We start from the raw sequence: 25,247 nt of genomic DNA, 5'->3' as shown, positions 1-25,247 counted from the left end.
TAGCGCCGACAGAAGCTATGACGGGCGACCAGGTTCGGGAGGCTGAAATGACCGCTGTCATACATCTGTCTGAGATCAAGCAGGCCCTATCGGGCATCGACGTCATTGCGGAAATGGAGACCGCATTTGGCCTTTATTCGCAAGGTCTGGCCACAGTGCCGCCAGTCGGCGAATTGCTGTTCGACCAGCCGCCGGGCGAGATGCATATCAAATACGGCGCGGTGCGCGGCGACGGCGTCTTTGTCGTCAAGATCGCCACAGGCTTTTATGAAAACCCATCCATCGGCCTCCCCTCTTCCGGCGGCGTGGTCCTGGTGTTCAGCGCCAACGACGGCAGACTCCTGGCCATATTGCAAGACGAGGGCCACCTCACCGACATACGCACTGCCGCAGCCGGTGCGGTGGCCGCCAAATGGTTGATGCCGGCCGAACTCGAATGCATCGGCATTTGCGGCTCGGGCAATCAGGCGCGGCTGCAGGCGCAGTTCCTGCGCGAGGTGACACTGTGTAGAAATGTGCTGATCTGGGCTCGGAATGCCGAGAACGCCAAGAATTGCGCGGCCGACATCGCAGCGCTTGGCTTCGTTGCGAGGACCGCGGCATCGCCGGCAGAACTTGCCGCACACGCACGCCTTATCGTCACAACGACCGCTTCAAGGACACCGTACCTGATGAGCGGCGACGTCCGGCCGGGCACGCACATCGTGGCGATGGGCGCGGACACGCCTGAAAAATCCGAAGTCGATGCCGCCTTGCTGGGCAAGGCGGCAAGCGTCATCGCCGACAGCCACTCGCAATGTTTCGAACGCGGTGAGATCCATCACGCCATCGCCCGCGGTTTGCTTTCGCCGGAGCGCGTGCTGGAACTTGGCGCGGTCATCTCGGGACCGGACCGCCTTTTCCGGCAGGTCGCCGATATTTCCATCGTCGACCTTACCGGCGTCGCCGTTCAGGATATCGTCCTCGCCAAGGCCGTGTGCAGGAAGCTCGGTGTTCTCGCCACCGCTTGAGCCATTTCCGGCCTCACAGCACTGCCGTCACGCGGTCGCGAATTCATCCTGGAGAAAACGGTCGATGCGCTGCAAGGCGTCCCGGAAATGGTCCGGCTCGCCGCCGATGCCAAGGCGCAGATGCCCCTCCATTCCGAACCAGCTGCCCGCGACCGCAAACACGCTTTGCGTTTCGCGCAACCGACGGCAGAAATCATCCGACGAGACCGGAAGGTCGTAGCGCAGGAAGGCCATCGCGCCTGCCTGCGGCGGCACCCAGCTGAAGATCGCCGAGCGCACCGCTACCCACCGCGACAGCTGATCGAGATTGCGGGCGAGAAGGCGCCGGTTGCGCGCCACGATCCGTGCACGCTTTTCCGGCTGCAGGGCAAACAGCGCGATGCGCTGCCCAAGCGCGTTGCTGCCGATCGTCGTATAATCCTGCCGCTGCATCGCCTTCTCGATGATGTCCTTTGACGACACGATCCATCCGATGCGCAGCCCGGCCAGCGCCATCGCCTTCGCCGTGCCGCCGGTAATCACGCCGGCTGGAGCGGCCGCGAAAAGCGTTTCGGTCTCCGGGCCAGCGAGTTCCGCGCCGCGATAGATTTCATCGGCATGAAGAGCGATGCCGTGACGTGTCGCAAGCAACGCCAGTCCTGACCGTTCGTCGGCCGAAAGCACGCCGCCGGTGGGGTTGTTGGGGTTGCAGACCGAGATCAACCTGGTGTTGGGCGTGATCGCCCGCGCCACCTCGTCGAGATCGAGCATCCAGCGGCTGCCGGAAAGCCTGAGTGGCACCTGATGCACCTTTGCGCCGAGCGCCTTCGCCAGTCCCGGCAATTGCATGAAGTTGGGCGTGATGATGATGGCTTCATCACCGTTGTCGAGCAGGCTCATCACCGCCAGCATGTTGGCCTCCGACGACCCCGTCGTGACGAGCACATTGTCGGCGCCGGCACCGGGATAGCGCGCGGCGATCGCTTCACGCAGCGCCGGCTCGCCTTCGGTGTGGCCATAGCCCAGCGGCAGATCGACCAGCGCTTCGATCTCGTGCGGGTCGAGCAGTTCCCGCATCGTGAAGGGATGCAGCCCGCTCTCGGTCAGATTGTATTCGACCGTGTTTTCCCAGATCGACTGGCTGCGTTCGAGTTCGAAAAGGTCAATGCGCATATCGGGTCCCATCGCGAGTGCATTTTCGCCGCAAACCGACGCGGCGTGTCGAGAAGCCAAGCTAATGCCAGTCGGCGCAAGGTTAGCCCGAAGCTTCCGGCGCCATGGCAGAAGATGTCCGAGCCCCGCATGGCAATGACAGCATATTCTTCCACGCCCGCGCCATACAGAGGCGCGCGGCTTTCGCATTTCGAGCGTGCCGCTGTTCACAGCGAGGTTCATGCATGCCACAGGTCAGGAACAACTATATCGACGGGGCCTGGCGTTCAGCCGAGCACTTCAGCGAGGGCCGCAACCCCTCCGACACCACCGAGGTTATCGGTCGCTTCGCAATGGCCACCGCTTCCGACGTTCACGACGCGGTGGCGGCTGCCCGCAAGGCACTGGGCGATTGGAAGGAAACGTCCCCCCAGCAACGCTTCGACATTCTCGACAGGGCGGCCGACGCGATCGCCCGGCGCACGCAGGAACTGGCGACATTGCTGGCGCGGGAAGAAGGCAAGACCTTGCCGGAAGCCGTCGCCGAGGTGACGAAAGCCGCCCATACCTTCAAATATTTCGCCGGTGAGGCGGTGCGGCTTGCAGGTGCCAGTTTGCGTTCGGTGCGCAAAGGCGTCGACGTCGATGTCCGGCGCGAAGCCGTCGGTGTGGTCGGACTGATCACACCCTGGAATTTTCCATTCTCGATCCCGGCCTGGAAAAGCGCGCCAGCGCTGGCCTATGGCAACTGCGTCATCCTCAAGCCGTCGGAACTGACCAATGCGATTGCCTGGGAACTGGCCAGCATCCTGCATGAAGCCGGCGTGCCGCGCGGCGTCTTCCAGATGGTCATGGGTGGCGGTGATGTGGGCTCGGCGCTGGTCGCCGATCCCGGCGTCGACGCCATCAGCTTCACCGGCTCCGGAGCCGTGGGCGGCAAAATAGCTGCGCAAGCGGTGGTGCGCGGCGCCAAGCTGCAGCTCGAATTGGGTGGCAAGAACCCGCTGGTGATCGCCGATGACGCAGACCAGGACAAGGCCGTCGATGCCGCCGTGCGCGGCGCCTTCTATTCGACCGGGCAACGTTGCACGGCATCCAGCCGCATCATCGTCGATGCGGTCGTCCACGATTCCTTTGTCGAGCGGCTGGTGGAGCGCACCGCAAAACTGCGTGTCGGGCACGCGCTCGACGCTACCTCCGACATCGGTCCGCTGGTCAGTGCGGCGCAGTTGCAGCGCGTGTCGCGTTATGCCGAGGCCGCTCCCTACGACGGCGCCCACCACGCCTTCGGCGGCCGCGTGCTCGAGGCGCCGGCCAATGGCCACTATTTCGAACCGGCGATCTTTCTCGACGGCGACATGCGCCAGAGCATCAACCGCGAAGAGGTTTTCGGGCCGATCGTCTCGGTTTTCAAGGCAACCGACCTCGATGATGCAATACGCATTGCCAACGCCACCGAGTTCGGTCTCAGCGCCGGCATCTTCACTGGCTCGCACGCAAAGGCCCGCGCCTTCATGCGTGCCAGCAACAGCGGCATGGTGATGGTCAATTTGCCGACCGTCGGTTCCGATTATCACGTGCCCTTCGGCGGTCGCGGCGCTTCCGCCTATGGGCCGAAGGAAATGGGGCTCGGCGCTGTCGAATTCTTCACCCAGACCAAGACCGCCTACATCGCCGACTGACATCACGGCAGGGGCTGTCCGCCCACGACAGCTTCTGCTGCTCGCCCGGTCAAGGTGACAAAAGCCGCCCTCCCCGGCAGCGGAAACGGGAACTTGTTCTGCGCGCCGTGGCCTATCGTCAAGGCAATCCCGCCCGACGGGCGGATGCATCAAAGAGGAACACGAATGTCCAAACCGCCTCGCGTGATCGATCCGGAAAGCATCGAGCCCGATACACGATCGACATATCCGGAGCATCTACAGGAACCCGTCAAGGGGCGCGGCAAGCGCCGCCTGGGTTCCCTTGCCGGACTGAACAATCTTTCGGCAGTCCATGTCGAATTGCCGAGCGGTTGCGCATCGTCCCTCAGGGTCTGGCACAGCCACGAGGACGAACTCATCCTCGTTCTGGAGGGCGAGATGACGCTGATCTCGGACCAGGGCGAGCAGCTCGTTCGCCCCGGCCAGGCCATTGGCTTTCCCGCCGGCGAAGCCAATGGCCACCAGATCGTCAATCGTAGCGAAGCAAGGGTGGTGTTCGTCGAAGTGGCAAGCTTTGACCAGGCCAATGTATCGACCTATCCGGACGACGATTTGTTGCAGATACCGGACGGACGCGGCCGCCGCTTCGTCCGCAAGGACGGCACCCCCTATTGAGGTCCGTCCCATGCAATCGAAGGTTTCGCCACGCCTCGCCGAGCCGCTCGCTCCCGAAATTCTCGAGCTCATCTTCCGGCCGCGCATAGAACGGGAACTGGCTCTCGGCATCGATGATCTGTGCGCTGTCAACGAGGCGCATCTGGTGATGCTGGCCAGGACCGGATTGGTCGAGCCGGCGGTCGCGAGCGACCTTGCCGAGGCGTTGTCCGGCATTCGCAGGGATGGCGAGGACGTCATTCCCCGCGATCCGGCCCGCGAAGATGGCTACTTCAACTTCGAGGCGCTGCTGATGGCGCGCGCGGGTGCCGAGACCGGCGGGCGGCTGCACCTCGCGCGCAGCCGCAACGACATCAACGCGACGCTCGATCGTCTGGCGATGCGGCGGTTGGTTCTTGACCTTGTCGAGAAAATCATTGCGTTGCGGCGCGCCTTGTTGCGCCGGGCCGAGGAATTTGCCGACACCATCATGCCTGGCTACACGCATATGCAACCGGCGCAGCCGACTACCTTCGGCTTCTATCTGACAGGAATTGCGCAGGCGCTGGCGCGTGACGCCCTGCGCCTCTTCCATGCTTTTCACGCGGCCAACAGTTCTCCCCTCGGCGCCTGTGCATTCGCCGGCACCTCTTTCCCGATCGACCGGCAATTGGTTGCCGAGCTGCTTGGCTTCGACAGGGTCCATCTGCATGCCCAGGATGCGGTGGCATCGCGCGACTATGCGTGGGACGCGGCGGTGGCCGTCCTCGGCTTGGCGGCCAATTGGGGGCGCTTCGCCCAGGACATGTATATCTGGGGCACGCAGGAATTCGGCCTCGTTCGTTTTCCCGACAGCATCGCCGGCACATCGAGCATCATGCCGCAGAAGAAGAACCCCGTGGCGGTCGAATATCTGAAGGCGAGCTCCGGCGAGGTGATCGGCGGGCTGACGGCAACATTCGCCATCCTCAAGGGCGGTCATTTCAGCCACGCCGGCGACACCGGCCGTTCCTCGCTGGCGCCGCTTTGGCCTACACTGCGATTGGCCGGCAACGCGCTGACCATTACCCGCCTCGTCGCCGAAAAAATCGAGCCTTGTGTCGAAACGATGCGGCAACGCGCCGGCGCCGGTTTCTCCACGGCGACCGATCTTGCCGACTGCCTGGTGCGCGAGGGGCGTCTGTCATTTCGCCAGGCACATCACATCGTAGCGGATCTGGTGCGCAATGCGCTGGAGCGTGGTTTGAAACCGGACGAAATCGAATATGGCGACGCTCTTGCGGCCATCGAGCGGGAACTCGGCCATCCGCTCGACATATCCGAAGCGGCCATCATGCAGGCGCTCGACCCCGGTCGCTCGATCACGGCCCGGCGTTCGGCCGGCGCCGCTTCGCCGGACGAAATCCGTCGCATGATCGATACTGCACATGCCGAAATCGATAGCGACCAAGCCAAGCTCGACGCGTTGCATGCGCAACTTGCATCGGCGCGGGAGCGGTTGGACGAGCAACTCGTCCAGTTGCGGCAATCAAATCGTGCCTCATCAAATTGACGCAGCAGGCAGCCGATCTTTGGAAGAATCTGTTCGTGCCGACGCGTCATTTGGAAAAGGTTGCGAGCCGACGGCCGCTAGGTTGTCCTCGTTATTTTCGAGTTGTGATCCGATGACAGGCAGCAGTGCAGGACAGTTTATCCGCTTGGGCGAGACCGGCCGGGCGCCGGTCGAAATCCGCATCGACGGCGAGAGCGTCTCTTGCCTCAACGGCGATACGCTGCTGACTGCGATGCTGCTTCATGGCAGGCATCTGCGGCATTCCGAATTCGGCGATGGGCCGCGCGCCGGTTTCTGCAACATGGGCGCCTGCCAGGATTGCTGGCTGTCGCTTGCCTCGGGCGAGCGGGTTCGCGCCTGCACCACCCAGGTCCAGCACGGCATGGACGTGCTGACGCGCGAGGCAAGGTGATCATGGCAGGCAACGATCGGATCATCGTGGTGGGCACCGGCCCGGCAGGTTCGCGGGCGGTCGAAACACTTCATCGCGCCGGATGCCGAAACCTCACGGTAATCAGCGAAGCACCGGCGAGCGGCGGCCAGATCTACCGGCGCCAGCCCGGCGGATTCCAGCGCCCGCCAGCCAGCCTTTATGGCGACGACGCGCCAAAGGCGGTGCGTCTGCACGACATGTTCGACGCTCTTGCCGGCAAGATCGACTATCGGCCGAACACGCTGGTCTGGAACATCTTCGACGGCGCCGTGCACACAAGCGACCAATCCGGCGCCGGCAGGCAGGAATTCGACCGGCTGCTGTTGAGCACCGGTGCGATGGACCGGATTATCCCGATCCCGGGATGGACCTTGCCCGGTGTGTTCACGCTCGGCGGATCGCAAATCGCGCTAAAGAACCAGGCCTGTTCCATAGGACGCGCCGTGGTCTTCGCCGGCACCGGGCCGCTGCTCTATCTGGTCGCCTACCAGTATGCGAAGGCCGGCGCCAATGTCGTGGCGGTGCTCGATTCCGCCTCCTATCTCGACAAGGTCCGTGGCGCGCCGTGGATGGCCCGCGCACCCAAAATGCTGCTGCGCGGCCTCGCCTATCGCCGCTATCTCTCGCGTAAACGCGTCATGCTGCGCGAAGGCGTGCGGCTGCGCTCGGTTGAGGGCACGGAGAGTGTAAAGGGCATCCGCTTCAGCGCCGGCGGTCGCGATGATTTTATCCCGTGCGATGCCGTCGGGCTCGGTTTCGGGCTTACTCCCGAAATGCAGCTTGCCGAAATTGCCGGATGCCGCACCCGCTTCGATGCGGCCAACCGGCAGTGGGTCGTCGCGCACGATGGCCAGGGCCGCGCCGGCGACGGCATCTATGTCGCGGGCGACGGCAGCGCGATCGGCGGCGCCGATGTCGCCGAACTCGCCGGCGAGCGCGCGGCGCTGGCGTTGCTTGCCGACATCGGGCTGCCATCATCGAAGACACGGATGCGCCAGATCGAGCGCGAGCTTGGTCGCCTTGTCACCTTTCGCAAGGGTGTCGAGACAAGCTTTCCCTTTCCCGCCGACTGGATTGGCGAAGCGCCCGACGAAACCATCCTGTGTCGCTGCGAGAACGTCACCTTCGGCGAGGCCAGGGCCGCAATCGCCAAGTTCGAACCGCGGGAGGTCAATAGGCTGAAGGCGCTCGCCCGGCCCGGCATGGGACGCTGCCAGGGCCGCGTCTGCGGCCCCGTCCTGGCCGAGTTGCTTTCGGCGGCGACCGGAAGGCCGCTCGAACAGGTCGGCAAGCTGCGCGGACAGGGACCCGTCAAACCGATCTCGTATGCAAATGCCGGCGGCCAGGCAGATCCGCAGGTCGACGCCTGGATGCGTGCTGGTGAAAAAAGTGAAGCCGATGACCAGAGTTTCTGAAACGGACGTCATCATCGTCGGCGGCGGTATCGCGGGCGTCTGCTCGGCCTACTATCTTGCCCGGCGCGGCGCGCGCGTCATGCTGTTCGAACGCGGTACGGTCGGCTCCCAGGCCAGCGGCGTGAATTTCGGCGGCCTGCGCACCAATGGCCGCGCCGAACCCGAACTGCCGCTCAGCCTGCGCGCCCGCAGCCAGTGGCAGAAGATCGAAACCCTCGTCGGCGAAAGCTGCGAGACGGAGATCACTGGGCATATCGAGATCTGCGACCGCGCCGAACATATGGCTGCCGTCGAACAATGGGCCACCATGGCTGATGGTCATGGCGTCGGCACGCAATTGATGACGGGCGCGGAAGTTGCACGGCGTTTCCCCTGGATCGGCACGAAGGTGCTCGGCGGATGCTTCGTCGCCAGCGACGGTGCGGCCAATCCACGGCTTGTCACGCCGGTCTTCGCCATCGCCACGCGCAAGCTCGGCGTCGATATCCGCGAGCACGACGCTGTGCGGACCGCGCATCACGATGGCGCGTGCTTTCAGATCGAGAGCGAATCTGGAACCAGGGTTCGGGCACCGACCCTGATCAATGCAGCCGGCGCTTGGGGCGCGCGCCTTGCGGCACAATTTTCGGAGGTCTTTCCGCTCGATGTGATGGCCCCGCAAATGGTGGTCAGCGAGCCATTTCCCCGCATGATCACGTCGACGGTGGACTACCCGGTCAACGGGCGCTTCTTTTACGCCCGCCAGATTGGCCGGGGAAATCTTCTCTTCGGCCGGGGCCCGGGCGGCGCCGATCTCGACACCGGCCGCGCGAAATACGTTCCCCAGAACCTCTTTGATGCGTCGCGCATCGCCGTCGACGTGCTGCCGTTCCTGCGCGGCCGCAATTTCATCCGCACCTGGGCCGGCGTCGAAGGCAAGTCGCCGGATTCGCTGCCATTCCTCGGAAGAAGCCGCATCGTCGGCGGACTGATCCATGCCTTCGGTTTTTCCGGGCATGGTTTCCAGCTCGGCCCCGGCATCGGCGAAGTGGTCGCCGAACTGGTGCTTGACGGCCGCACATCGACACAGATCGAAGGCTTCGACCCCTACCGGTTTGATAAGGGTCCAGATGCCGTCGGCAAGACACCGCTTGTCCAAACCGCCTGAAACGAGACGGCTTGACTACAAGCAAGGTCAGGCAACCCGCCGCAATTCGTCCTGTGGTGTCTGCAATGAGGTAGTTGCCGGAGACGAAGGCTCGTTCTTGATCTCGCGCAGCACCACGAAACTGTCGAAGCGGGAGAACGACACGTCGCCGTCGAGAAGTTCGCGCGAGGTGGCTTCGTAGGCCGCGATATCACGGCAATCGAAGCGCAGCATGTAGTCGTAAGGCCCGCACAATCCGAAACAGTTGGTGATCTCGGGATGGTGCTTGATGCGGCGCTCGAAGGTCTGGAAGTCGACCGAGCCGTGGTTCTTCAACGAAACCGCGGCGAAGACCGTGACGTTGGGATAGAGCCGCGACCAGTAGATCTGGGCGCGATAGCCACTGATCAGCCCCATCTTTTCCAGCCGGCGCACGCGCTTGTGGCACGGGCTGGCCGAGATGCCGACGAGTGAGGATAGTTTGAAATTCGTGATCCGGCCGTTCTTCTGAAGTTCCGTGAGAATACGCAGATCGATGCGGTCGACCTTGCCGGGCAGGCCTGCGAATTCCGACTTCAAGGGCACCATGTTCATTGTGTTTTTCTCCTGACGAGGCTCAACTGCGGCTGCACACGCGCCACCGACCAGTCGGTCTGCTGGGTTCGGCCAGAATGAGAGGACGCCCAAGGCTTGCAATCGAAAAAAGGTAACGCCTGAATGAGCGCCAGACATGCAGTGACCGTCAGGCTACCCTGGCTGAACACGCTCGTCGCATTTGAGGCCGCGTCGCGTCTTGGCAGTTTGACGCTTGCCGCCTCGGAATTGAACCTGACGCCCGGCGCGGTGAGCCGGCAGATCAAGCTGCTCGAACAGTCGCTTGACGTAACGCTGTTCCAGCGAAGCCACAACGCCATCGAACTGACGGAGACGGGCAAAGCCTTCCTCGGTCATGCCAAGAATGCGCTGGCCGAAGTCCGCAAGGGCGTGCGCGAAGTTTCAAGCCAAGCCGCCAAGCTGACCATATGGGCGCCGGTAACACTGACGCAGCGTTGGCTGATCCCGAGGATAGAGCACTATCATCTCGGACACCCGGGGGTAGATCTGCACTTTCGCACCATCGGAGCGGCCGGCAGCGACAGGATCGACATCGAGATCAAGTATGCGCGTGGTTTGCCGCAGGACGCAGACACGGAGGGCGAGATGTTCCTGGCGGACAACACCGCGCCTATTTGCCGGCCGGCACTGCTGGACGGGCAAGTTGCAGTGACCGACCCGGCGCAAGTCCTCGCTCTGCCGATCCTGCAGGACACGGCTGATGCCTGGTCCTGGCGCCAATGGTGCAAGGGGGCTGCCATCCCCTTCGAACCGCTTGGCCGCAGCATCGTCTTCGACACCGATGAATCATCGATCGACGCCTGTCTTTCGGGCCTCGGTGTCGCCCAGGCCAACACAGCTTTCGTCGCCCCTTTGCTGCAATCTGGCAACATCATCCGGCTGTGCCCGCAGGTCGATATCGTGCTCGGGGCCTATTATGCCGTCATCCACACACCAGGACGGGTTCCGCAGGCCTTCGTGGCATGGCTGAAGAGCCAGGGCACCCAGTTGGAGTTGGCAAAATAAACTGCCGGGTGGGCCGTCAAACCAGACATTTTTTGCCGCCCGCCAATGTTGGTTTGACCGAACGTGGCTGTCTTTCGGCCTACTCTCGATGGGGCTCCGCGCAAGACGCCCGTTCTGGGCGCTCCCGGCGCGGCGTAAACAAGAACAGAGGGTGAGCGAAAATGAACATGAAGAGACGAATGCTGCTTGTCTCCGCGGCGATGCTTCTCGCCGGGGCAAGCACGATCCAGGCAGCAGAGCAGCGGGTGGTGAAACTCGCCACCGACGGCACCTACGCGCCGTTCAACTACACCGATCCGGCGGGCAAGCTTATCGGCTTCGAAGCCGATCTGGTCGACGACATCTGCAAGCGCATGAACGTCAAATGCGAGTGGGTCATCCAGAATTTCGACGGCATGATCCCTGCCCTCAACGAAAAGAGGTTTGACGCCATTCTCGCTTCGCTCTCCATCACCGACGAACGCGCAAAGGCGGTCGATTTCTCGATCGCCTATTATGCCGGCCCGACGCGTCTGATCGCTTCCGGTGAAAGCAAGCTCGGCCAGTTCAAGAGCGGCGCAGGCTCGACCATCCTGCTTGGATCGATGAGCGACAAGGACAAGGCCGTCATCGGCGATGTCGCGACCGCGCTCAAGGATGCGACCGTCGGCGTCGAGCGCGCGTCGACGCATGCGAAGTTCTTCGAGGGGATTTTTCCGGGCGTCAAAGTGAAAATCTATGACAAGGGCGAGAACATGCTGCTCGACCTCGTCGCCGGCCGCATCGACGCCGCCGTCGATGGCGCCGGTTCCACACTCAATTTCATCGGCGAACAGGAAAAGGCCGGCAAGAAATTTGTCGCGTTTGGCCCAGCCCTGAAAGGCGGCGCACTCGGCAAGGGTGTCGCGCTGGCGTTCCGCAAGGGTGAGGAAACGGAACTGCGCGAGCAGTTCAACAAGGCGATCCGCGAGGCGACCGCCGACGGCAGCATCTCGAAGATGAGCGTCAAATGGATCGGCGTCGACGGTTCGATCCCTGAAAACGTCGCCAAATGAATTTCCTCGACCTTCTCGCCTTCGGCCCGACCGGGTGGGGCGACGAACTGGCGCGCGGTGCTGCGATGACCCTGGTCATCGCAGCATTGGGCTTTGCCGGCGGGCTCGTCGTGGGCTTGCCCATCGCGGCCGCGCGGCTCTCTTCAAGTCTCCTGCTGCGCTCCATTTCCGGTGTCTATGTCACGGTTGTCCGCGGCGTGCCCGAACTCCTGGTGATCTATCTGCTGTTCTTCGGCGGCGGCCACTTCTACCGCTATGTCGCCGACGCGCTGGGTTATTCCGGTGCAGTCGCTGCGGACGCCTTCAGCGCCGGCGTCCTGGCCGTTATCCTGATCTGCGCGGCCTACAGCGCCGAGGTGTTTCGCGGTGCCTTCCAGGCCATCCCGAAAGGACAGATCGAGGCCGCCAGTGCCTTCGGAATGAGGCGATCCACATTGTTTTGCCACATCAAGCTGCCGCAAATGCTGCGCTATGCCTTGCCGTCGATCTCCAATGTCTGGCAGCTGGTGCTGAAAGATACGGCGCTGGTCTCTGTTACCGGGCTGGTTGAACTGATGCGCACTATAGACGTGGCGGCCGGTTCAACCCGCAGTCCATTTCTGTTCTACATGGTCGCGATCCTCATCTTCCTCGTCTTCACAGCGATCTCGAACAAGGCTTTCGATAGCGCCGAACGTCATTTCAGCCGCTCCGTCGTCGGGGGATATGGCAAATGAGATGGGATGTGCTCTTCGGCTCGTTTCCGGCGCTGCTCTCGGCACTGCCGCTAACGCTCGAACTCGCCGTCACGTCGATCGCGCTCGGTTTCATGCTGGCGGTGCTGCTGGCGGCGGCGAGGCTTTCAGGCATCCGCGCATTTTCGGCGCTCGCCTACACCTATGTCTACATCATCCGCGGAACGCCGCTGCTGGCCCAGGTTTTCTTCGTCTACTACGGGCTCGGCCAGCTCGACGCCATGCGCAATTCCATCCTGTGGCCGATCTTCCGGGAAGCCTATGCCTGCGCGCTCATCGCCCTGTCCTTGAACACGGCGGCTTATGGCAGCGAGATCATTCGCGGTGGGCTGCTTTCGGTGCCGCGCGGGCAGATCGAGGCAGCCAAGGCGTTCGGCCTTACCGCCACGCAGAGGTTCCGGCTGGTGGTGTTCCCCCAGGCCCTGCGCGCCATGCTGCCCGCCTATGGTAACGAGTTGATCCTCATCCTCAAAGGCACGTCACTGGCCAGCACCATCACCATTATCGAGCTGACCGGACAGGCGCGGATCCTGGCTTCGGAGACCTATGCTCCGATCGAGGTCTTCCTGGCGGCGGGCGCGGTGTATCTCGGGCTTAATATGGCGCTCAGTTTCGGGGTGCGGCTGCTCGAGGCCCGGATGATGCGCAATGGGGGCTTCGCAATGGAGGGCTGAGGCGCAAGTCTCGTCCTGCCGCGCCGAGGCGTCGATCGGCCACACCGATCAGCCGGACACCACAGCACATAAAATCGCCTGTTCCAGCAATGGCGCGCCGGCCGAGACTTGCTCTGCCGCCTGGCCAGACCGACCGGAGGAAACGATGAATACAACTGAACTGCCGGCCACCAAACCCACGCCTGCGGTGCCGACAATCGAGTCGCGGAATTTGCGCAAGAGCTTCGGCGTCGTCGAGGTGCTCAAGGGCGTTTCTTTCAAAGCCTACGAGCATCAGGTGGTTTCGATCATCGGCGCAAGCGGTTCAGGCAAAAGCACTTTCCTGCGCTGTCTGAATTTCCTCGAAGCGCCAAGCTCCGGTCAAATAGACTTCAAGGGCCGCAGTCTGGAAATGGGCGCTGGAAAGGTCCCTCCGCAAGCAGGCATCGAATGGCTGCGCCGCCGCACCGGCATGGTGTTCCAGCAGTTCAATCTGTGGTCGCACTGGACGGTGCTTGAAAACATCATCAAGGTTCCGATCCATGTGCACGGCGTTCCACGCCAGCAGGCCGTGCAGCGGGCCATGGAATTGCTTGCCAAGGTCGGCTTGCAGGAGAAGGCCAACGCCTATCCGGCTTCGCTGTCGGGCGGCCAGCAGCAACGCGTCGCCATCGCGCGGGCCCTTGCCGTGGAGCCAGAACTGCTGCTGTTCGACGAACCGACCTCGGCGCTCGACCCCGAACTGGTCGGCGAGGTGCTCGCGGTGATCCGTGCGCTGGCGAAGGAAGGCCGTACCATGCTGGTCGTGACGCACGAAATGAGCTTTGCCCGCGAGGTCTCCGACAAGGTGGTGTTCTTCCATGACGGGCGCATCGAGGAAGAAGGCCCGCCAGCCGAAGTGCTGCGCCAGCCGCGCAGCCCCCGCCTCGGCGCGTTCCTAAAATCCGTTCGCTAGCCACGTTCGACACGGGGACAACAACGCGTTGCCGGCGAATATCTGCGTCGGACCAAGATGAAACTGGCGCTTAGGGGCGATATGGGGCCTGCGTTGTTGCGCTTGGCACCAATTCGTCGTCTTGAATCGCGTCCTTGCTGGTTCTGAAGAAGGGCTGCTCGCGAGACACCCAGGTGCTTGCGCGTCATTTTCATCTTGAGAGAGTTCACCATCAACGCGGAGGGGCTTTTTCGCAAACCGCGGCTTTATCACCAACCAAACAACAGCGCCGCGCCACTCTGGCCTTGACCGTTCTGTACGACTTCCGCGTCGGTGTTCCGACCGAACTGGAAGACACCGTATGAATTGCCGTTGCCGTTCTGCTGCAGGGTAGCGGAATGGCTGTCGCCCTGCTGATCGACGATGCCGAGATTGCCGCCTCCGTTCTGGCCGATCCCGGCATTGTTGCCGTGGCCGTGCTGACGGACGTTCGCGCCGTGGCGCAGGCCGTTATAGAGCGCATAGGCTCTCAGACCGAGGTCCATCATCTGGGCATCATCGCCATTCTGGGGTGAAAGGTAGAAGGCAATCGAGCCACCCGCCACGGCGGGGCTGGAAAGCACCAGTGGTCCCAACATGACGGCAGCGGCAACAGTGCGCAGGACATTGGCAGCTTTGGCGTTCATCTGAACTCTCCTTTTTGGGTATTCGCCAGGGAATGCCGATGAACTCTCCTTTTTGGGTATTCGCCAGGGAATGCCGAACTCTCGCATGACCATACTGAACCGGGCCGGAAGGACGTGTTCAGCCATCGTTCAGCACCAGGCTGGCGAGGGAAAAGAAACGCCCCGGACGATCCGGGGCGCGTATCCGACTATTTTTGAAAATGAAGCTCAGATTTCGCTCGGCACCTGCTTGGTGCAGGTGGCGCTTGTCCCTGCAGCCGCCACCTTGAGCTTCACGTCATAGGAGGCATCGGCGGCGCTAAGGCTGATCTGGCCGAGCGCGGTGGGATGTCCAGGCAGGGCGGTGAACTCACCGCCCTGCCTGATGTTGGAGGAGCCGCCAGCCCCTCCTCCGGATACAGTGATGCTGTAGCTGCCGCTCACGCCTTCATCGGAGCGCACGACGGGTTCGATAAAGATCGTGTTGCCTTGAACCCTGCCCCGGATCTCGCAGCGTAGCGGGCCGGAGGCAGAATTGTCCTTGTCGGCAAAGGCGCCGCTTGCACCCACGGCGACCAATCCTGCGAATGCGATTGCGGCAACGGTCGGAATTCGTCTGTCGGTGTTAGCCATGAATCATCTCCTGTTTGACGGAGAAAAGCCGGGAGCCTGATCCGCCCTGTCTTGTGGATCAAGGACAGGCCTGAACGAAAGCCGCGACATTGCCGCTGCCACCCTGGTTGACATCCGCGCTGCAGCCATGCCCGACCTGGACGCCAGCGGCGACATTGCCGTTGCCATCCTGCGTCAATATCGCGGTGTGGTCCGAGCCAAACTGGCCGATGCCAGCCTGGTTACGATTGCCGTATTGATAGGTGGCACCGTAATTGCCGTCTCCTTCCTGTCCGATCGCGGACAGGTTGCGGTGTCCGTATTGCTGGCCGATGGCGGTGTTGTATTGACCGTCCTGATAGAAGCGGACACGGTTCTTATGGCCATTCTGCACGCCTCCGGCGGAGTTGTGCCAGCCAAATTGTTCGATGCGCACGTCATTGGCGAAGGCTGGGGCGGTAACACCGGCACCAACGACAACGGCAACTACGGCACCTACGATGGATGTGCGGATCATTGTGAACCTCCTTCAGTGCGGACTGGACCGCGGTTGAACGGCTCCTTTGTAGCGAGAGCGTTCGGAACCGATGCTGAAGGCGCCGTTCACCGGAAGTTCACGAGATAGATCGTGCACCAGCGAGAGATTTGCCGGCCGAACCCTTTTTTGCGTCCAACAAACATCGCGAAGAAACAGGCTGAAGAACAGCCGAGAGGCAGTCGCCCCTCTTCAGCCGCGCCATACGGCGACTGCGAAAAGATCCCACGCAGATTGACATCGACACGGCATTCCGCGACCTGATGGAATATCTCAATCGCGTCTACAGCGCACAGCAGCGAGCAAGATGATCCATGACACCTGAGCGTCTCGAAGAATGCCTGACCATCATGCGCTGGTCACCGGAAACTTTGGCGGAAGCGTTAGGCTGCGACGTGTCTTTGGTCGAGGCGTGGCTGACGGAAGAAGCAGAGATCCCGCCAAAGACGGCGGCATGGATCGATACTGTGGCTCAATTTATGGAAACCGCGGACGGCATGAAGCCCAAGGGGCTGAAGGGGAAGCGGTTTAGCGCGCAATAACCGTGGGAGCAGAAGACGGATACGGCCGGAATCCGAGCCCTTCCAACGCCGACAGCCTTGCTTCCCGTTCTACTGGCAGGCTCAACGACTGCCCCGGTGAAGCTTCGGTGATTGCCTGTCCGGATCGATTGGGCCGCGTTAAATTCAATATGACCCCGCGCTTCAAAGCCGACCGGTTCGCGGTTTCGCCTGCCGCTCGGCATCTCACCGAGCGCGATCGAGATGCGCCCGTCCTCGGCCGCACGGAGGTCGTCTTCATCCGCGCCGAGCGCCTGATGAAATGGCCAGCTTCATCCGCTTGCTCTCGATAGCAGCACCCTGATCCGCCCGAAGTCATGATCTTGGTAAGATTGAAAGACATGCCGGGTTGCTCGAGCGGTGTTGGACGGCAAAACTCGGTCTCGATGGTGTTGGCAAGTCAATGCCAGGGCAATCTTCCAACACAAATGTTGAGAGGACGAGTGAAAAGTGTCTGACCGAACGGCTTCGGCCATTTGCAAATTCGCGGGGATGGATGTCGCAGCCGCTTTGTGTTTACTGGCGAGGGTAAGGCACTGCTGGCAACGTTTTGCAAGGCGGATGGAACTCTTTCGAGACCAATGGGCATATGCAGAACAGCAGCTTCGACAAGTCAATCCAGGTGGACAGAAACCATGCGGTGCAGGTTGACCTCACGGCCGTCCTGGTTGCTGCTGGCGGTGGCAATCCGCTCGTCCTGACGATCGGCGATGCGGCCTCCCTCCCCTCCGGTCCCCTCGAATCCAGCCACCGTTCGCTGCAAGCCGGATTGCGCGACTGGGTGGAACAGCAGACCGGCCGGCCGCTGGGCTACATCGAACAGCTCTACACCTTCGCCGACCGTGACCGCGGCACGGACGAGCCCGGTCACCGGGTGATCTCGATCAGCTATCTTGGCCTGACCCACGAGGAGCAGCCCCACGCCACCACATCCGGCAGCTGGCGTAGCTGGTACGAATTCTTTCCTTGGGAAGATCATCGCTACGGTGCGCCACAGCTTATCGCCGACCTCATCGAACCGGCGCTCCAGCGATGGACCGGCATCGGCGAATTTGAGGAAAAGCGCCTTCGGCGCGCGGCGATCGCTTTTGGTCTCCAAGGCCAGCCCTGGAACGAGGAATTGATCCTGCAACGCTATGAGTTGCTCTACGAGGCGGGGCTTGTCGAAGAAGCCGCGCGTCGAAGCAGCCCCAGCCGTGCCCACCTTGTGCCGGGACGAGTCATGCAAGGCGACAACCGCCGCATCCTCGCGACCGGCATTGCCAGGCTGCGCACCAAGATCAAATACCGGCCCGTCGTCTTCGAACTGATGCCACCGGCGTTCACGCTGCTGCAATTGCAGCGGGCGGTCGAGGCATTGGCGGGCGTCACCGTGCACAAGCAGAATTTCCGCCGTCTGATCGAACAACAGGATCTCGTCGAGGAGACCGGCCAGATGTCCTCCGACACCGGCGGTCGTCCGGCCAAGCTGTTCCGCTTCCGCCATGCCGTGCTCGACGAAAGGCCGCTGGCCGGCACTAAATAGCAAAATCCTTCCCTTGACAGCACTTATGCTCATGGTAAGCATATACCCATATTATACTCCACTAGAGCATAATAAGGATCAACATGTCTAGCATCGCTCCCACCACAGCCGAACTCCACAGTCGCGTCGCCAAATTCATCCCGGCGATCGAATGGCCGGCCTTTTCCGATGATATCGACGCGATCTTGGCGCTCAAGCGCGAACGCAACGCCGTCATCCTGGCGCACAACTACCAGGCCCCGGAAATCTACCACTGCGTGGCCGACATCGTCGGCGACAGCCTGGCGCTGGCGCGCAAGGCGATAAACGTCGAGGCCGATGTGATCGTGCTGGCCGGCGTACATTTCATGGCCGAGACGGCCAAGCTGCTCAATCCGCAAAAGACCGTGCTCATTCCGGACATGGGCGCCGGCTGCTCGCTGGCCGATTCCATCACGCCGCAAGACATCAGGCTGATGCGGCAGCGCTATCCGGGCGTTCCCGTCGTCACCTATGTCAACACTTCGGCCGCGGTGAAGGCCGATTCCGACATCTGCTGCACCTCCGGCAATGCCAAGGCCGTCGTGGAATCGCTCGGCGTGCCCCGCGTCATGATGCTGCCCGACGAATATCTGGCGCAGAACATCGCCGCCCAGACCAATGTCGAGATCATCGCCTGGAAGGGCCATTGCGAGGTGCATGAGCGCTTCGCACCGGCCGACATCCGCGAACTGCGCGCCGCACACCCCGGCGTCATCGTGCTCGCCCATCCCGAATGCCCGCCGGAAGTGGTGGCGGAGGCCGATTTCGCCGGCTCGACCGCGGCGATGTCGGACTATGTCGGCAGGGAAAAGCCGGCGCGCGTCGTTTTGATGACCGAGTGTTCGATGAGCGACAATGTCGCCATCGACCATCCCGAGGTCGAATTCATCCGCCCCTGCAATCTTTGCCCGCATATGAAGCGCATCACGCTCGCCAACATTCGCACAGCACTGGAGCAGATGCGTCATCCCGTGACGATCGACCCGGCCGTCGCGTCCCGCGCCCGTCTCGCGGTGGAGCGGATGCTCGAAATATGAGTGCCGATCGCCACGACCTCGCCGGCCGGCCCGTCATTATCGGCGCCGGCATCGCCGGCTTGATGACGGCACTGGAACTTGCACCATTGCCGGTGGTGCTGATGTCCGCCGCCCCGCTCGGCGGCGAGGCATCGAGCCCTCTCGCGCAAGGCGGCATGGCGGCCGCACTCGGCAGCGACGATTCCACCGCGCTACACCTCGCCGATACCTGCAACGCCGGCGACGGCCTGTGCGATGTCCCGGTCGCCCGGCGTATCGTCGAGGCGGCGCCCAAGGCCATTGAGAGGCTGGAACGGCTTGGCGTCGTCTTCGATCGGAATCCCAGCGGCGGCCTGGCCCTCGGCCTGGAAGCGGCGCACAGCCGCCGGCGCATCGTTCATGCCGGCGGCGACGCGACCGGGCGCGAACTCATCCGTGCCTTGGTCGCGGCCGTACGCGCCACGCCGTCCATCACCGTGTTTGAAGATGTCCGGGCGCGCAGGCTCCTCATCGAGGACGGCTCCATCGCCGGCGTCATCGCGACGAGCCAAACCGCCAGCGCGGTATTTGCGACCGATCGCGTCGTGCTTGCCACTGGCGGCATCGGCAGCCTCTATCACGACACTACAAATCCGCTCGGTTGTTTCGGCCAGGGTCTGGCGCTTGCCGCCCGCGCCGGCGCCGAACTGGCTGACCTCGAATTCGTGCAATTCCACCCGACAGCACTCGACACGCCGGCGCGACCGATGCCGCTGGTAAGCGAAGCCGTGCGCGGCGAAGGCGCGGTGCTGATCGACGAAATCGGCCAGCGCTTCCTTGCTGATCTGCCCGGCGCCGAGCTCGCGTCGCGCGACACCGTCGCACGCGCAGTCTTCCGCCATCTTGCAAAGGGCCACAGGGTCTTTCTCGACACGCGCGATTGCCTCGTTACCCGCTTCGCGGAGCGTTTTCCGGCTATCGCCGCCTTCTGCCATGAGGCCGGGATCGATCCGGCATTCGAACCGATCCCGATACGGCCTGCTGCCCATTACCACATGGGTGGCGTGGCGGTGGATGATGAAGGCCGCAGTTCCGTGCCGGGGCTGTGGGCCTGTGGTGAGGTGGCCTCGACCGGCCTGCACGGCGCCAACCGGCTTGCCAGCAATTCGCTCACCGAGGCCGTGGTCTGCGCAGAATGGGTGGCCCGCAGCGTGGCTTCGGCATCGGGGACCCGTATCATCGAGGCAGGTCCGGCAGAGCTGTTGCCGCCACCAGCCCCCGGCCCCGTGCGCGACATCGTTTCGGCGACCCTGGGGGTCGTGCGAAACGGCGATGAACTGCGCGGCGCCGTGGCCCGCCTGGCGCCTCTGGCGACCGGCAAAACCGCCTGCGCAGATCCAGCTGCGGTCGCGCTGATGATGGCCGTCTCGGCGCTTCGTCGCAAAGAAAGCCGCGGCGCACATTTTCGCAGCGATTTCCCCACCCACACTGCGCCAACCCGCCGCGCACGACTGACCCTCGACGCCGCGTTGGCCGCTGATGCCGAACTCGACCCCGCACCACTGGCCCGGAGCGCCTGAACCATGACGCTTTCTCCCCTGCCCCGGCTGATGCTCGAACCGCTTGTTCGCGCCGCCTTGCTGGAAGACCTCGGCTGTGCCGGCGACATCACAACCGAGGCCATTGTTCCTGCCGATGTTTCTGCCAAACTGGTGCTGGCCGCGCGTCAGCCCGGTGTCGTTGCCGGCCTCGATCTGGCGGCGCTCGCCTTCGGCCTGATCGATCCCGCAATCGCCATGAAAATCGAACGCCCGGACGGAAGCCGCATCGAAGCCGGAGACATCCTCGCGACCCTCATAGGGCCAGCGCGCGGGCTTCTGACGGCCGAGCGCGTGGCACTTAACTTCCTCTCCCACCTCAGCGGCATTGCCACCGCCACGGCCGGCATCGTCGATGCGGTGCGCGACCACAAGGCAAGGATCGTCTGCACCCGCAAAACCACGCCGGGTCTGCGCGCACTGGAAAAATACGCCGTTCGGGCCGGTGGCGGCTCGAACCACCGCTTCGGTCTGGACGACGCCGTGCTGATCAAGGACAACCATATCGCCATCGCCGGCGGCGTGCGCGCGGCCATCGAACGGGCCAAGGCCAATGTCGGGCACTTGGTCAAGATCGAGGTCGAGGTCGACACACTCGACCAACTGCAGCAAGCACTCGACCTCGGCGTGGATGCGGTTCTACTCGACAACATGGGACCGGACCTGCTTGCACAGGCCGTGCGCATGGTCAGCGGACGAGCAATCACCGAGGCTTCGGGCCGCGTCACTCCGGCCACCGCACCGGAAATCGCCGCGACCGGCGTCGACCTGATCTCGGTTGGCTGGCTGACCCACAGCGCCCCGATCCTCGACATCGGGCTGGACACCTCCTTGTAGGCTCGGCCGCGGCAGCCAAAGCCGTCTCGAAGCTCAACCGCAAGCAGCGGGAGCATAACCATCGTTCGGTGAACGCCATTCATGGCCGTGACCAAATGGCAGCGTCCGTAAAACCGACACCGCATCGAACGACCACAATGCGACCGGGAATTGCCGGCCCGCTTGCGGACAGGATGTTGACGAAAGCTCACCGTCCGATGTCGGCGGCCGCCACCGCATCATGCGTGCTCGGCGATCACCGCAAGAAAGGCCGGTCCATAGCGGTCGAGCTTGGCTTCGCCGACACCGGGCACGCCGGCCATTTCGGCGCGCGAGGCGGGTCGCACCGCTGCGAGCTCGATCAGGGTCTTGTCGTGGAAAATCACATAGGGCGGCACGTTCTGCAGGCGCGCTATTTCCGTACGCTTCTGCCGCAGCGCCTGGAACAGGTCATTGTCCGCACCGGCAACGGCAGACTGCGCCGCACTCCGCGCCACCTTGCCGCGCCTGGCACGCGCCGGCGCCGGAATGCGCAGCATCAACGGCGGCTTGTCGCGCAGGAAGTCGCGGCCAGCCGGCGCGATCGCCAAGCCACCATGGCCGGTGAGGTCGACATCGATAAGGCGTAGCGCGATCAGCTGGCGCAGGATCGCTCGCCACGTGCGGTTGTCGTGCTCTCGCCCGATGCCGTAGGTGGAGATGCGGTCATGGCCGAACTGAGTAATGCGCTCGTTGTCCACGCCCAGAAGCACGTCGACGACATAGGCTTGCCCGAAACGCTCGCCAGTGCGGTAGATGCATGATAGCGCCTTTTGCGCCGCGATGGCGCCATCGAACAGTTTTGGCGGCTCCGCGCAGGTGTCGCAATTGCCGCACGGTTCGCCATGGTCGCCGAAATAGGACAGCAGCACCTGCCGGCGGCAGCCCCCCGTCTCGGCCAGGCCCAGCAGCGCGTCGAGTTTCTGCCGCTCCATGCGCTTGCGCTGGTCGGGCGCCTCCGACTCCTCGATGAAGCGACTGCGCAGCGCGATGTCCTCGGAGCCGTAGAGCAGCAGTGTATCGGACGGCAGGCCGTCGCGCCCGGCGCGGCCGGTCTCCTGGTAATAGGCCTCGATGCTGCCCGGCAGGTCGATATGGGCGACGAAGCGCACATCCGGCTTGTCGATGCCCATGCCGAAGGCGACGGTGGCGACCATGATGACCGCTTCGCCATGCTGGAAGCGTTTCTGGTTGGTCTCGCGCGCCGCCTTGTCCATGCCGGCGTGATAGGCGAGCGCATCGTAGCCGAGGCCTCGAAGCCAGGCGGCGGTTTCCTCGGTACGGCGCTTCGATAGGCAGTAGACGATACCGCTCTCGCCCTCGTAGCGTTTGAGGAATTCCTTGAGCTGCGCCCGCGGATTATCTTTCTCCTCGATGGCGTAGCGAATGTTGGGCCGGTCGAAACCGGCGATGAAGGCGTCGGCCTCGTCAATGGCGAGATGCGACAGGATTTCGGCGCGCGTAGGCTCGTCGGCGGTCGCCGTCAGCGCCATGCGCGGAACGCCGGCAAAACGCGCCACCACCGCGTCAAGCTGACGGTAGGACGGCCGGAAATCGTGCCCCCATTGCGACAGGCAGTGCGCCTCGTCGATGGCAATCAGCGACAGTTTTACGCCTTCCAACAGCTCCAATACGTCCGGCCTGAGCAGCGTTTCGGGCGCAACATAGAGCAGGTCGAGCTGACCGGTACGGATATCGCGCCACAGCGCGCGGCGGTCATCGAGCGCAAGGTCGGAGTTGAGTGCCGCCGCCCGCACACCTGCCTGCCGCAGTGCCGTCACCTGATCGGCCATCAGCGCCAGCAGCGGCGAAACGACGAGCCCCATGCCGGGACGGACAATGGCCGGGATCTGGTAGCAAAGCGACTTGCCGCCGCCCGTCGGCATCAAAACGAAAGCGTTGTTGCCGGCAATGACATGCTCGACGATGCGCGCCTGCGGCCCCCGGAACGCATCATAGCCATAAACGGTTTTGAGAATTTCGAGGGCGGTCATCGGCGGCACGGAGAATCACGGAAAGACCTTTCATAGCAGCTTCGCCGCGTTAACGATCATCGATGCGTCTTCCCGTGCATCCTCTTGCAACAGTCCCTAGGCGTACTCGCCCTGCTTCAGGGCCGGGTGAATTTATTGGAAATGAACCATCCTGCCCGGGCCTTGTTCAAGGAAGTCGAACTTCAGACCCAATTGCCATTCGGGCTCGATCGACGTTTCCCTGCAGCTCGCCAGAATACGTTTTGGGGCCGCAAGCGGATCGGCTGGTTTCGAGAATCCACTTGGTAAAAGCAGCCATTCAGGTTCACGAACCATTGCGGTCGCGACTTCGCAGGCCTGACGGCCGATTGGAGCTACTTATCGACCAAGGCAGGCTCTTGACCGCATATGACTCGAGACGACCACAGGAGCGTGCGCACTGTTTTAATTGAGAGATACAAATCCCGATCGCTTCTTCCGCGCCGATCAGCGCGTAAATCTCCTAGATCCGCAGTTTGGTCTGCATGTTGGACAAACGAAGCTGCGTGGGTTCGAAGTTGGGCCGATCATCTCGCTGATCTCATTCTTCCCTCGGCCGTTGAAGACCACCGCGAACTCCGGTGTCGTCAACGGTAGGGTACCTTGCCGCTCTCGTGGAGCGGCCGACGGCGATCTTGCTCATCGATGAAGTGCTGGCGATCGGGCTCTTTTGCGGGCCGAACGAGGCTGGTCTTATGAACTATCAATACTTGATCTGGGCATTGCGCTTGCCGAAACTTTGCTAGCCCCGATGCCCGCTCGCGTCGGCAGTATACCGAGCGCCCTGCCCGCATACCCTGGCCAATGACACTCGTGCCTGGGGAAAGCGAAATCTAAGCTCCGACCGGTATAAGCTGGGGAGCCGACGCACCGTCAGGAAGCGGCAAACGCCCCCAGAGTTTTCGCCGCAATCTCGCTTTCGATCAAGTTCAGGAACCGCAAAGCAATGGGCGACAGCACGCTGTCGTGCAGGGTGATGATACTGAGATCCGGCACGAATATCGGATTGGCCATGCCGAGGATGGCGACGCGGGTCGCCAGCGCGGGCGAAGCCAGCAACTGGACGACATCGTCGGCCAGCGGCGCGATGGCATCGGTGCGCGAGATCGTGGCCAGCGTGAGCAGCACCGATGCCGTATAGGTCACGCTCTCGGGAAAGCGCGTCTGCTCATCGACGAAGGCGCGCGATAGGGCTGACCAGATCGGCGTGCCGACCGGCTGGACCACCCAGTCCTGACGCGCCAGATCGGCCAGGCGCAATTTGCTGCGGCCTGCCAGCGGGTGTCCTTCGCGCACCACGAATTTCACGGCCTCCGCCCCGATCTGGCGCACGTCGAATTGCGTGCGGTCCTGGGGCTCGGTCAGCCTTCCGAGTACGAAATCATAGTCGCCGTCCCGCATGCGCTGCATCAGCGTCACGCTCGGCTCGACGTCAATCTGTAATTCCATGCGCGGTGCCAGCCGCCGCAGCGTGATCGCCGCGGGCAAGGCATAGGCGACAGCGGCGGTCGTCACGGCGCCGATGCGCACCTTGCCATGGCTGCCGTCCACCAATTCGGTCAGGTCGCGCCGCAGCTGGTCGATTTCATGGATCACCCGATGCGCGCGCGCCGCCAGCGCCTGGCCCAGTTCGTTGAAGACGACACCATGCGCATTGCGCGAGCAGATCGGCTGGCCGACGAGACCCTCGATCTCCGCCAACATGCGTGACGCCGCGGGCTGGGACATGTGCAGTTCTTCGGCGGCGAGCCCGAGCCGTCCCCGACGGCGCAGGGCATCGACGAAACGCAGCTGATTCAGCTTCAGATATTGGAACTTCATGTCCTCTTCTATCTTGCCAATTCCGGTATATGAAGATGCCCAATGATGATTTGACGGTTATGACATGGCGCGCCTTGATAGCGAAAGGGCTCGCGGGTGGAGCGCGACC

Annotated in this window: 24 protein-coding genes; 17 read left to right on the top strand and 7 right to left on the bottom strand. The window is 63.0% G+C overall.

What is annotated here, in order from left to right:
* The first annotated feature begins 47 nt into the window (after positions 1 to 47).
* Complete coding sequence (locus FZF13_RS17870; RefSeq protein ID WP_024923601.1) at positions 48 to 1,010, top strand: Rossmann-fold NAD(P)-binding domain-containing protein; 963 nt, start codon at positions 48 to 50, stop codon at positions 1,008 to 1,010.
* Between the two features lie 27 nt (positions 1,011 to 1,037).
* Here the strand turns inward: FZF13_RS17870 and FZF13_RS17865 are convergent, their stop codons facing one another.
* Positions 1,038 to 2,162 (bottom strand): aminotransferase class I/II-fold pyridoxal phosphate-dependent enzyme, encoded by a 1,125-nt coding sequence (locus FZF13_RS17865; protein WP_024923602.1) that lies wholly within the window; start codon positions 2,160 to 2,162, stop codon positions 1,038 to 1,040.
* A 224-nt stretch (positions 2,163 to 2,386) separates the two neighbouring features.
* Here FZF13_RS17865 and FZF13_RS17860 point away from each other — a divergent pair, with 224 nt between their 5' ends.
* The 6 genes from FZF13_RS17860 (at position 2,387) to FZF13_RS17835 (ending at position 8,985) form a co-directional block, all read left to right on the top strand.
* Positions 2,387 to 3,823 carry an aldehyde dehydrogenase family protein gene (locus FZF13_RS17860; protein ID WP_024923603.1) on the top strand — a complete coding sequence of 479 codons (1,437 nt, stop codon included), beginning with the start codon at positions 2,387 to 2,389 and terminating at the stop codon, positions 3,821 to 3,823.
* Between the two features lie 165 nt (positions 3,824 to 3,988).
* Positions 3,989 to 4,459 carry a cupin domain-containing protein gene (locus tag FZF13_RS17855; RefSeq protein ID WP_036254283.1) on the top strand — a complete coding sequence of 157 codons (471 nt, stop codon included), beginning with the start codon at positions 3,989 to 3,991 and terminating at the stop codon, positions 4,457 to 4,459.
* A 10-nt stretch (positions 4,460 to 4,469) separates the two neighbouring features.
* Positions 4,470 to 5,990 carry an argininosuccinate lyase gene (gene argH / locus FZF13_RS17850; protein WP_024923605.1) on the top strand — a complete coding sequence of 507 codons (1,521 nt, stop codon included), beginning with the start codon at positions 4,470 to 4,472 and terminating at the stop codon, positions 5,988 to 5,990.
* A 112-nt stretch (positions 5,991 to 6,102) separates the two neighbouring features.
* Positions 6,103 to 6,402, top strand: a complete 300-nt coding sequence (locus FZF13_RS17845; RefSeq protein ID WP_024923606.1) for a (2Fe-2S)-binding protein — start codon at positions 6,103 to 6,105, stop codon at positions 6,400 to 6,402.
* A gap of 2 nt (positions 6,403 to 6,404) precedes the next feature.
* A complete protein-coding gene (locus FZF13_RS17840) occupies positions 6,405 to 7,838 on the top strand; it encodes an NAD(P)/FAD-dependent oxidoreductase (protein WP_065997781.1) in 1,434 nt (477 codons plus the stop codon).
* A complete protein-coding gene (locus FZF13_RS17835; protein ID WP_024923608.1) occupies positions 7,822 to 8,985 on the top strand; it encodes an NAD(P)/FAD-dependent oxidoreductase in 1,164 nt (387 codons plus the stop codon). Before FZF13_RS17840 ends, FZF13_RS17835 begins: the two co-directional genes overlap by 17 nt.
* A gap of 27 nt (positions 8,986 to 9,012) precedes the next feature.
* Here FZF13_RS17835 and FZF13_RS17830 read toward each other — a convergent pair whose 3' ends face one another.
* Entirely contained in the window at positions 9,013 to 9,558 is a 546-nt protein-coding gene (locus tag FZF13_RS17830) for an Lrp/AsnC family transcriptional regulator (protein ID WP_024923609.1), read from the bottom strand.
* A gap of 207 nt (positions 9,559 to 9,765) precedes the next feature.
* On the opposite strand from FZF13_RS17830, the gene FZF13_RS17825 reads away from it, so the two are divergent.
* From FZF13_RS17825 to FZF13_RS17805, 5 genes are all read left to right on the top strand, one after another.
* Complete coding sequence (locus FZF13_RS17825) at positions 9,766 to 10,584, top strand: LysR substrate-binding domain-containing protein (RefSeq protein ID WP_246192417.1); 819 nt, start codon at positions 9,766 to 9,768, stop codon at positions 10,582 to 10,584.
* 179 nt (positions 10,585 to 10,763) lie between these two features.
* On the top strand, positions 10,764 to 11,618 hold the full coding sequence (locus tag FZF13_RS17820) for a transporter substrate-binding domain-containing protein (protein WP_051504758.1): 855 nt from the start codon (positions 10,764 to 10,766) through the stop codon (positions 11,616 to 11,618).
* Positions 11,615 to 12,334, top strand: coding sequence for an ABC transporter permease (locus tag FZF13_RS17815; RefSeq protein ID WP_024923612.1), 720 nt, complete (start codon positions 11,615 to 11,617; stop codon positions 12,332 to 12,334). Before FZF13_RS17820 ends, FZF13_RS17815 begins: the two co-directional genes overlap by 4 nt.
* Complete coding sequence (locus FZF13_RS17810; protein ID WP_024923613.1) at positions 12,331 to 13,026, top strand: ABC transporter permease; 696 nt, start codon at positions 12,331 to 12,333, stop codon at positions 13,024 to 13,026. The genes FZF13_RS17815 and FZF13_RS17810 overlap by 4 nt, the downstream gene beginning before the upstream one ends.
* Before the next feature lie 145 nt (positions 13,027 to 13,171).
* A complete protein-coding gene (locus FZF13_RS17805) occupies positions 13,172 to 13,960 on the top strand; it encodes an ABC transporter ATP-binding protein (protein WP_024923614.1) in 789 nt (262 codons plus the stop codon).
* 248 nt (positions 13,961 to 14,208) lie between these two features.
* Here FZF13_RS17805 and FZF13_RS17800 read toward each other — a convergent pair whose 3' ends face one another.
* From FZF13_RS17800 to FZF13_RS17790, 3 genes are all read right to left on the bottom strand, one after another.
* The gene (locus FZF13_RS17800) at positions 14,209 to 14,625 is read right to left on the bottom strand and encodes a curlin (RefSeq protein WP_024923615.1); all 417 of its coding nucleotides are present in this window, start codon (positions 14,623 to 14,625) and stop codon (positions 14,209 to 14,211) included.
* Positions 14,626 to 14,832: 207 nt separating this feature from the next.
* Positions 14,833 to 15,237, bottom strand: coding sequence for a curli-like amyloid fiber formation chaperone CsgH (csgH, locus tag FZF13_RS17795; RefSeq protein WP_024923616.1), 405 nt, complete (start codon positions 15,235 to 15,237; stop codon positions 14,833 to 14,835).
* 58 nt (positions 15,238 to 15,295) lie between these two features.
* The gene (locus FZF13_RS17790; RefSeq protein WP_024923617.1) at positions 15,296 to 15,733 is read right to left on the bottom strand and encodes a curlin; all 438 of its coding nucleotides are present in this window, start codon (positions 15,731 to 15,733) and stop codon (positions 15,296 to 15,298) included.
* Positions 15,734 to 16,065: 332 nt separating this feature from the next.
* On the opposite strand from FZF13_RS17790, the gene FZF13_RS17785 reads away from it, so the two are divergent.
* The 5 genes from FZF13_RS17785 to nadC all read left to right on the top strand — a co-directional run bounded on the left by FZF13_RS17785 (position 16,066) and on the right by nadC (position 21,287).
* Positions 16,066 to 16,293 (top strand): helix-turn-helix domain-containing protein, encoded by a 228-nt coding sequence (locus FZF13_RS17785; RefSeq protein WP_024923618.1) that lies wholly within the window; start codon positions 16,066 to 16,068, stop codon positions 16,291 to 16,293.
* A 607-nt stretch (positions 16,294 to 16,900) separates the two neighbouring features.
* A complete protein-coding gene (locus FZF13_RS17780) occupies positions 16,901 to 17,836 on the top strand; it encodes an NUDIX hydrolase (RefSeq protein WP_024923619.1) in 936 nt (311 codons plus the stop codon).
* Positions 17,837 to 17,919: 83 nt separating this feature from the next.
* Positions 17,920 to 18,894, top strand: coding sequence for a quinolinate synthase NadA (gene nadA / locus FZF13_RS17775; RefSeq protein WP_024923620.1), 975 nt, complete (start codon positions 17,920 to 17,922; stop codon positions 18,892 to 18,894).
* Positions 18,891 to 20,432: an L-aspartate oxidase gene (locus FZF13_RS17770; RefSeq protein WP_024923621.1), complete on the top strand. Its 1,542-nt coding sequence runs from the start codon at positions 18,891 to 18,893 to the stop codon at positions 20,430 to 20,432. The genes nadA and FZF13_RS17770 overlap by 4 nt, the downstream gene beginning before the upstream one ends.
* Before the next feature lie 3 nt (positions 20,433 to 20,435).
* Positions 20,436 to 21,287 carry a carboxylating nicotinate-nucleotide diphosphorylase gene (gene nadC / locus FZF13_RS17765; protein ID WP_024923622.1) on the top strand — a complete coding sequence of 284 codons (852 nt, stop codon included), beginning with the start codon at positions 20,436 to 20,438 and terminating at the stop codon, positions 21,285 to 21,287.
* Positions 21,288 to 21,505: 218 nt separating this feature from the next.
* Here the strand turns inward: nadC and recQ are convergent, their stop codons facing one another.
* On the bottom strand, positions 21,506 to 23,299 hold the full coding sequence (gene recQ, locus FZF13_RS17760; RefSeq protein ID WP_024923623.1) for a DNA helicase RecQ: 1,794 nt from the start codon (positions 23,297 to 23,299) through the stop codon (positions 21,506 to 21,508).
* 891 nt (positions 23,300 to 24,190) lie between these two features.
* Entirely contained in the window at positions 24,191 to 25,138 is a 948-nt protein-coding gene (locus FZF13_RS17755; RefSeq protein WP_024923624.1) for a LysR family transcriptional regulator, read from the bottom strand.
* Positions 25,139 to 25,247: the final 109 nt, after the last annotated feature.

The sequence above is a fragment of the Mesorhizobium terrae genome, from assembly GCF_008727715.1.
In the GTDB taxonomy this organism is placed as follows: domain Bacteria; phylum Pseudomonadota; class Alphaproteobacteria; order Rhizobiales; family Rhizobiaceae; genus Mesorhizobium; species Mesorhizobium terrae.
The sequence above is the reverse complement of the archived record's forward strand: the minus strand, read 5'-3'. Positions and strand labels throughout refer to the sequence as shown.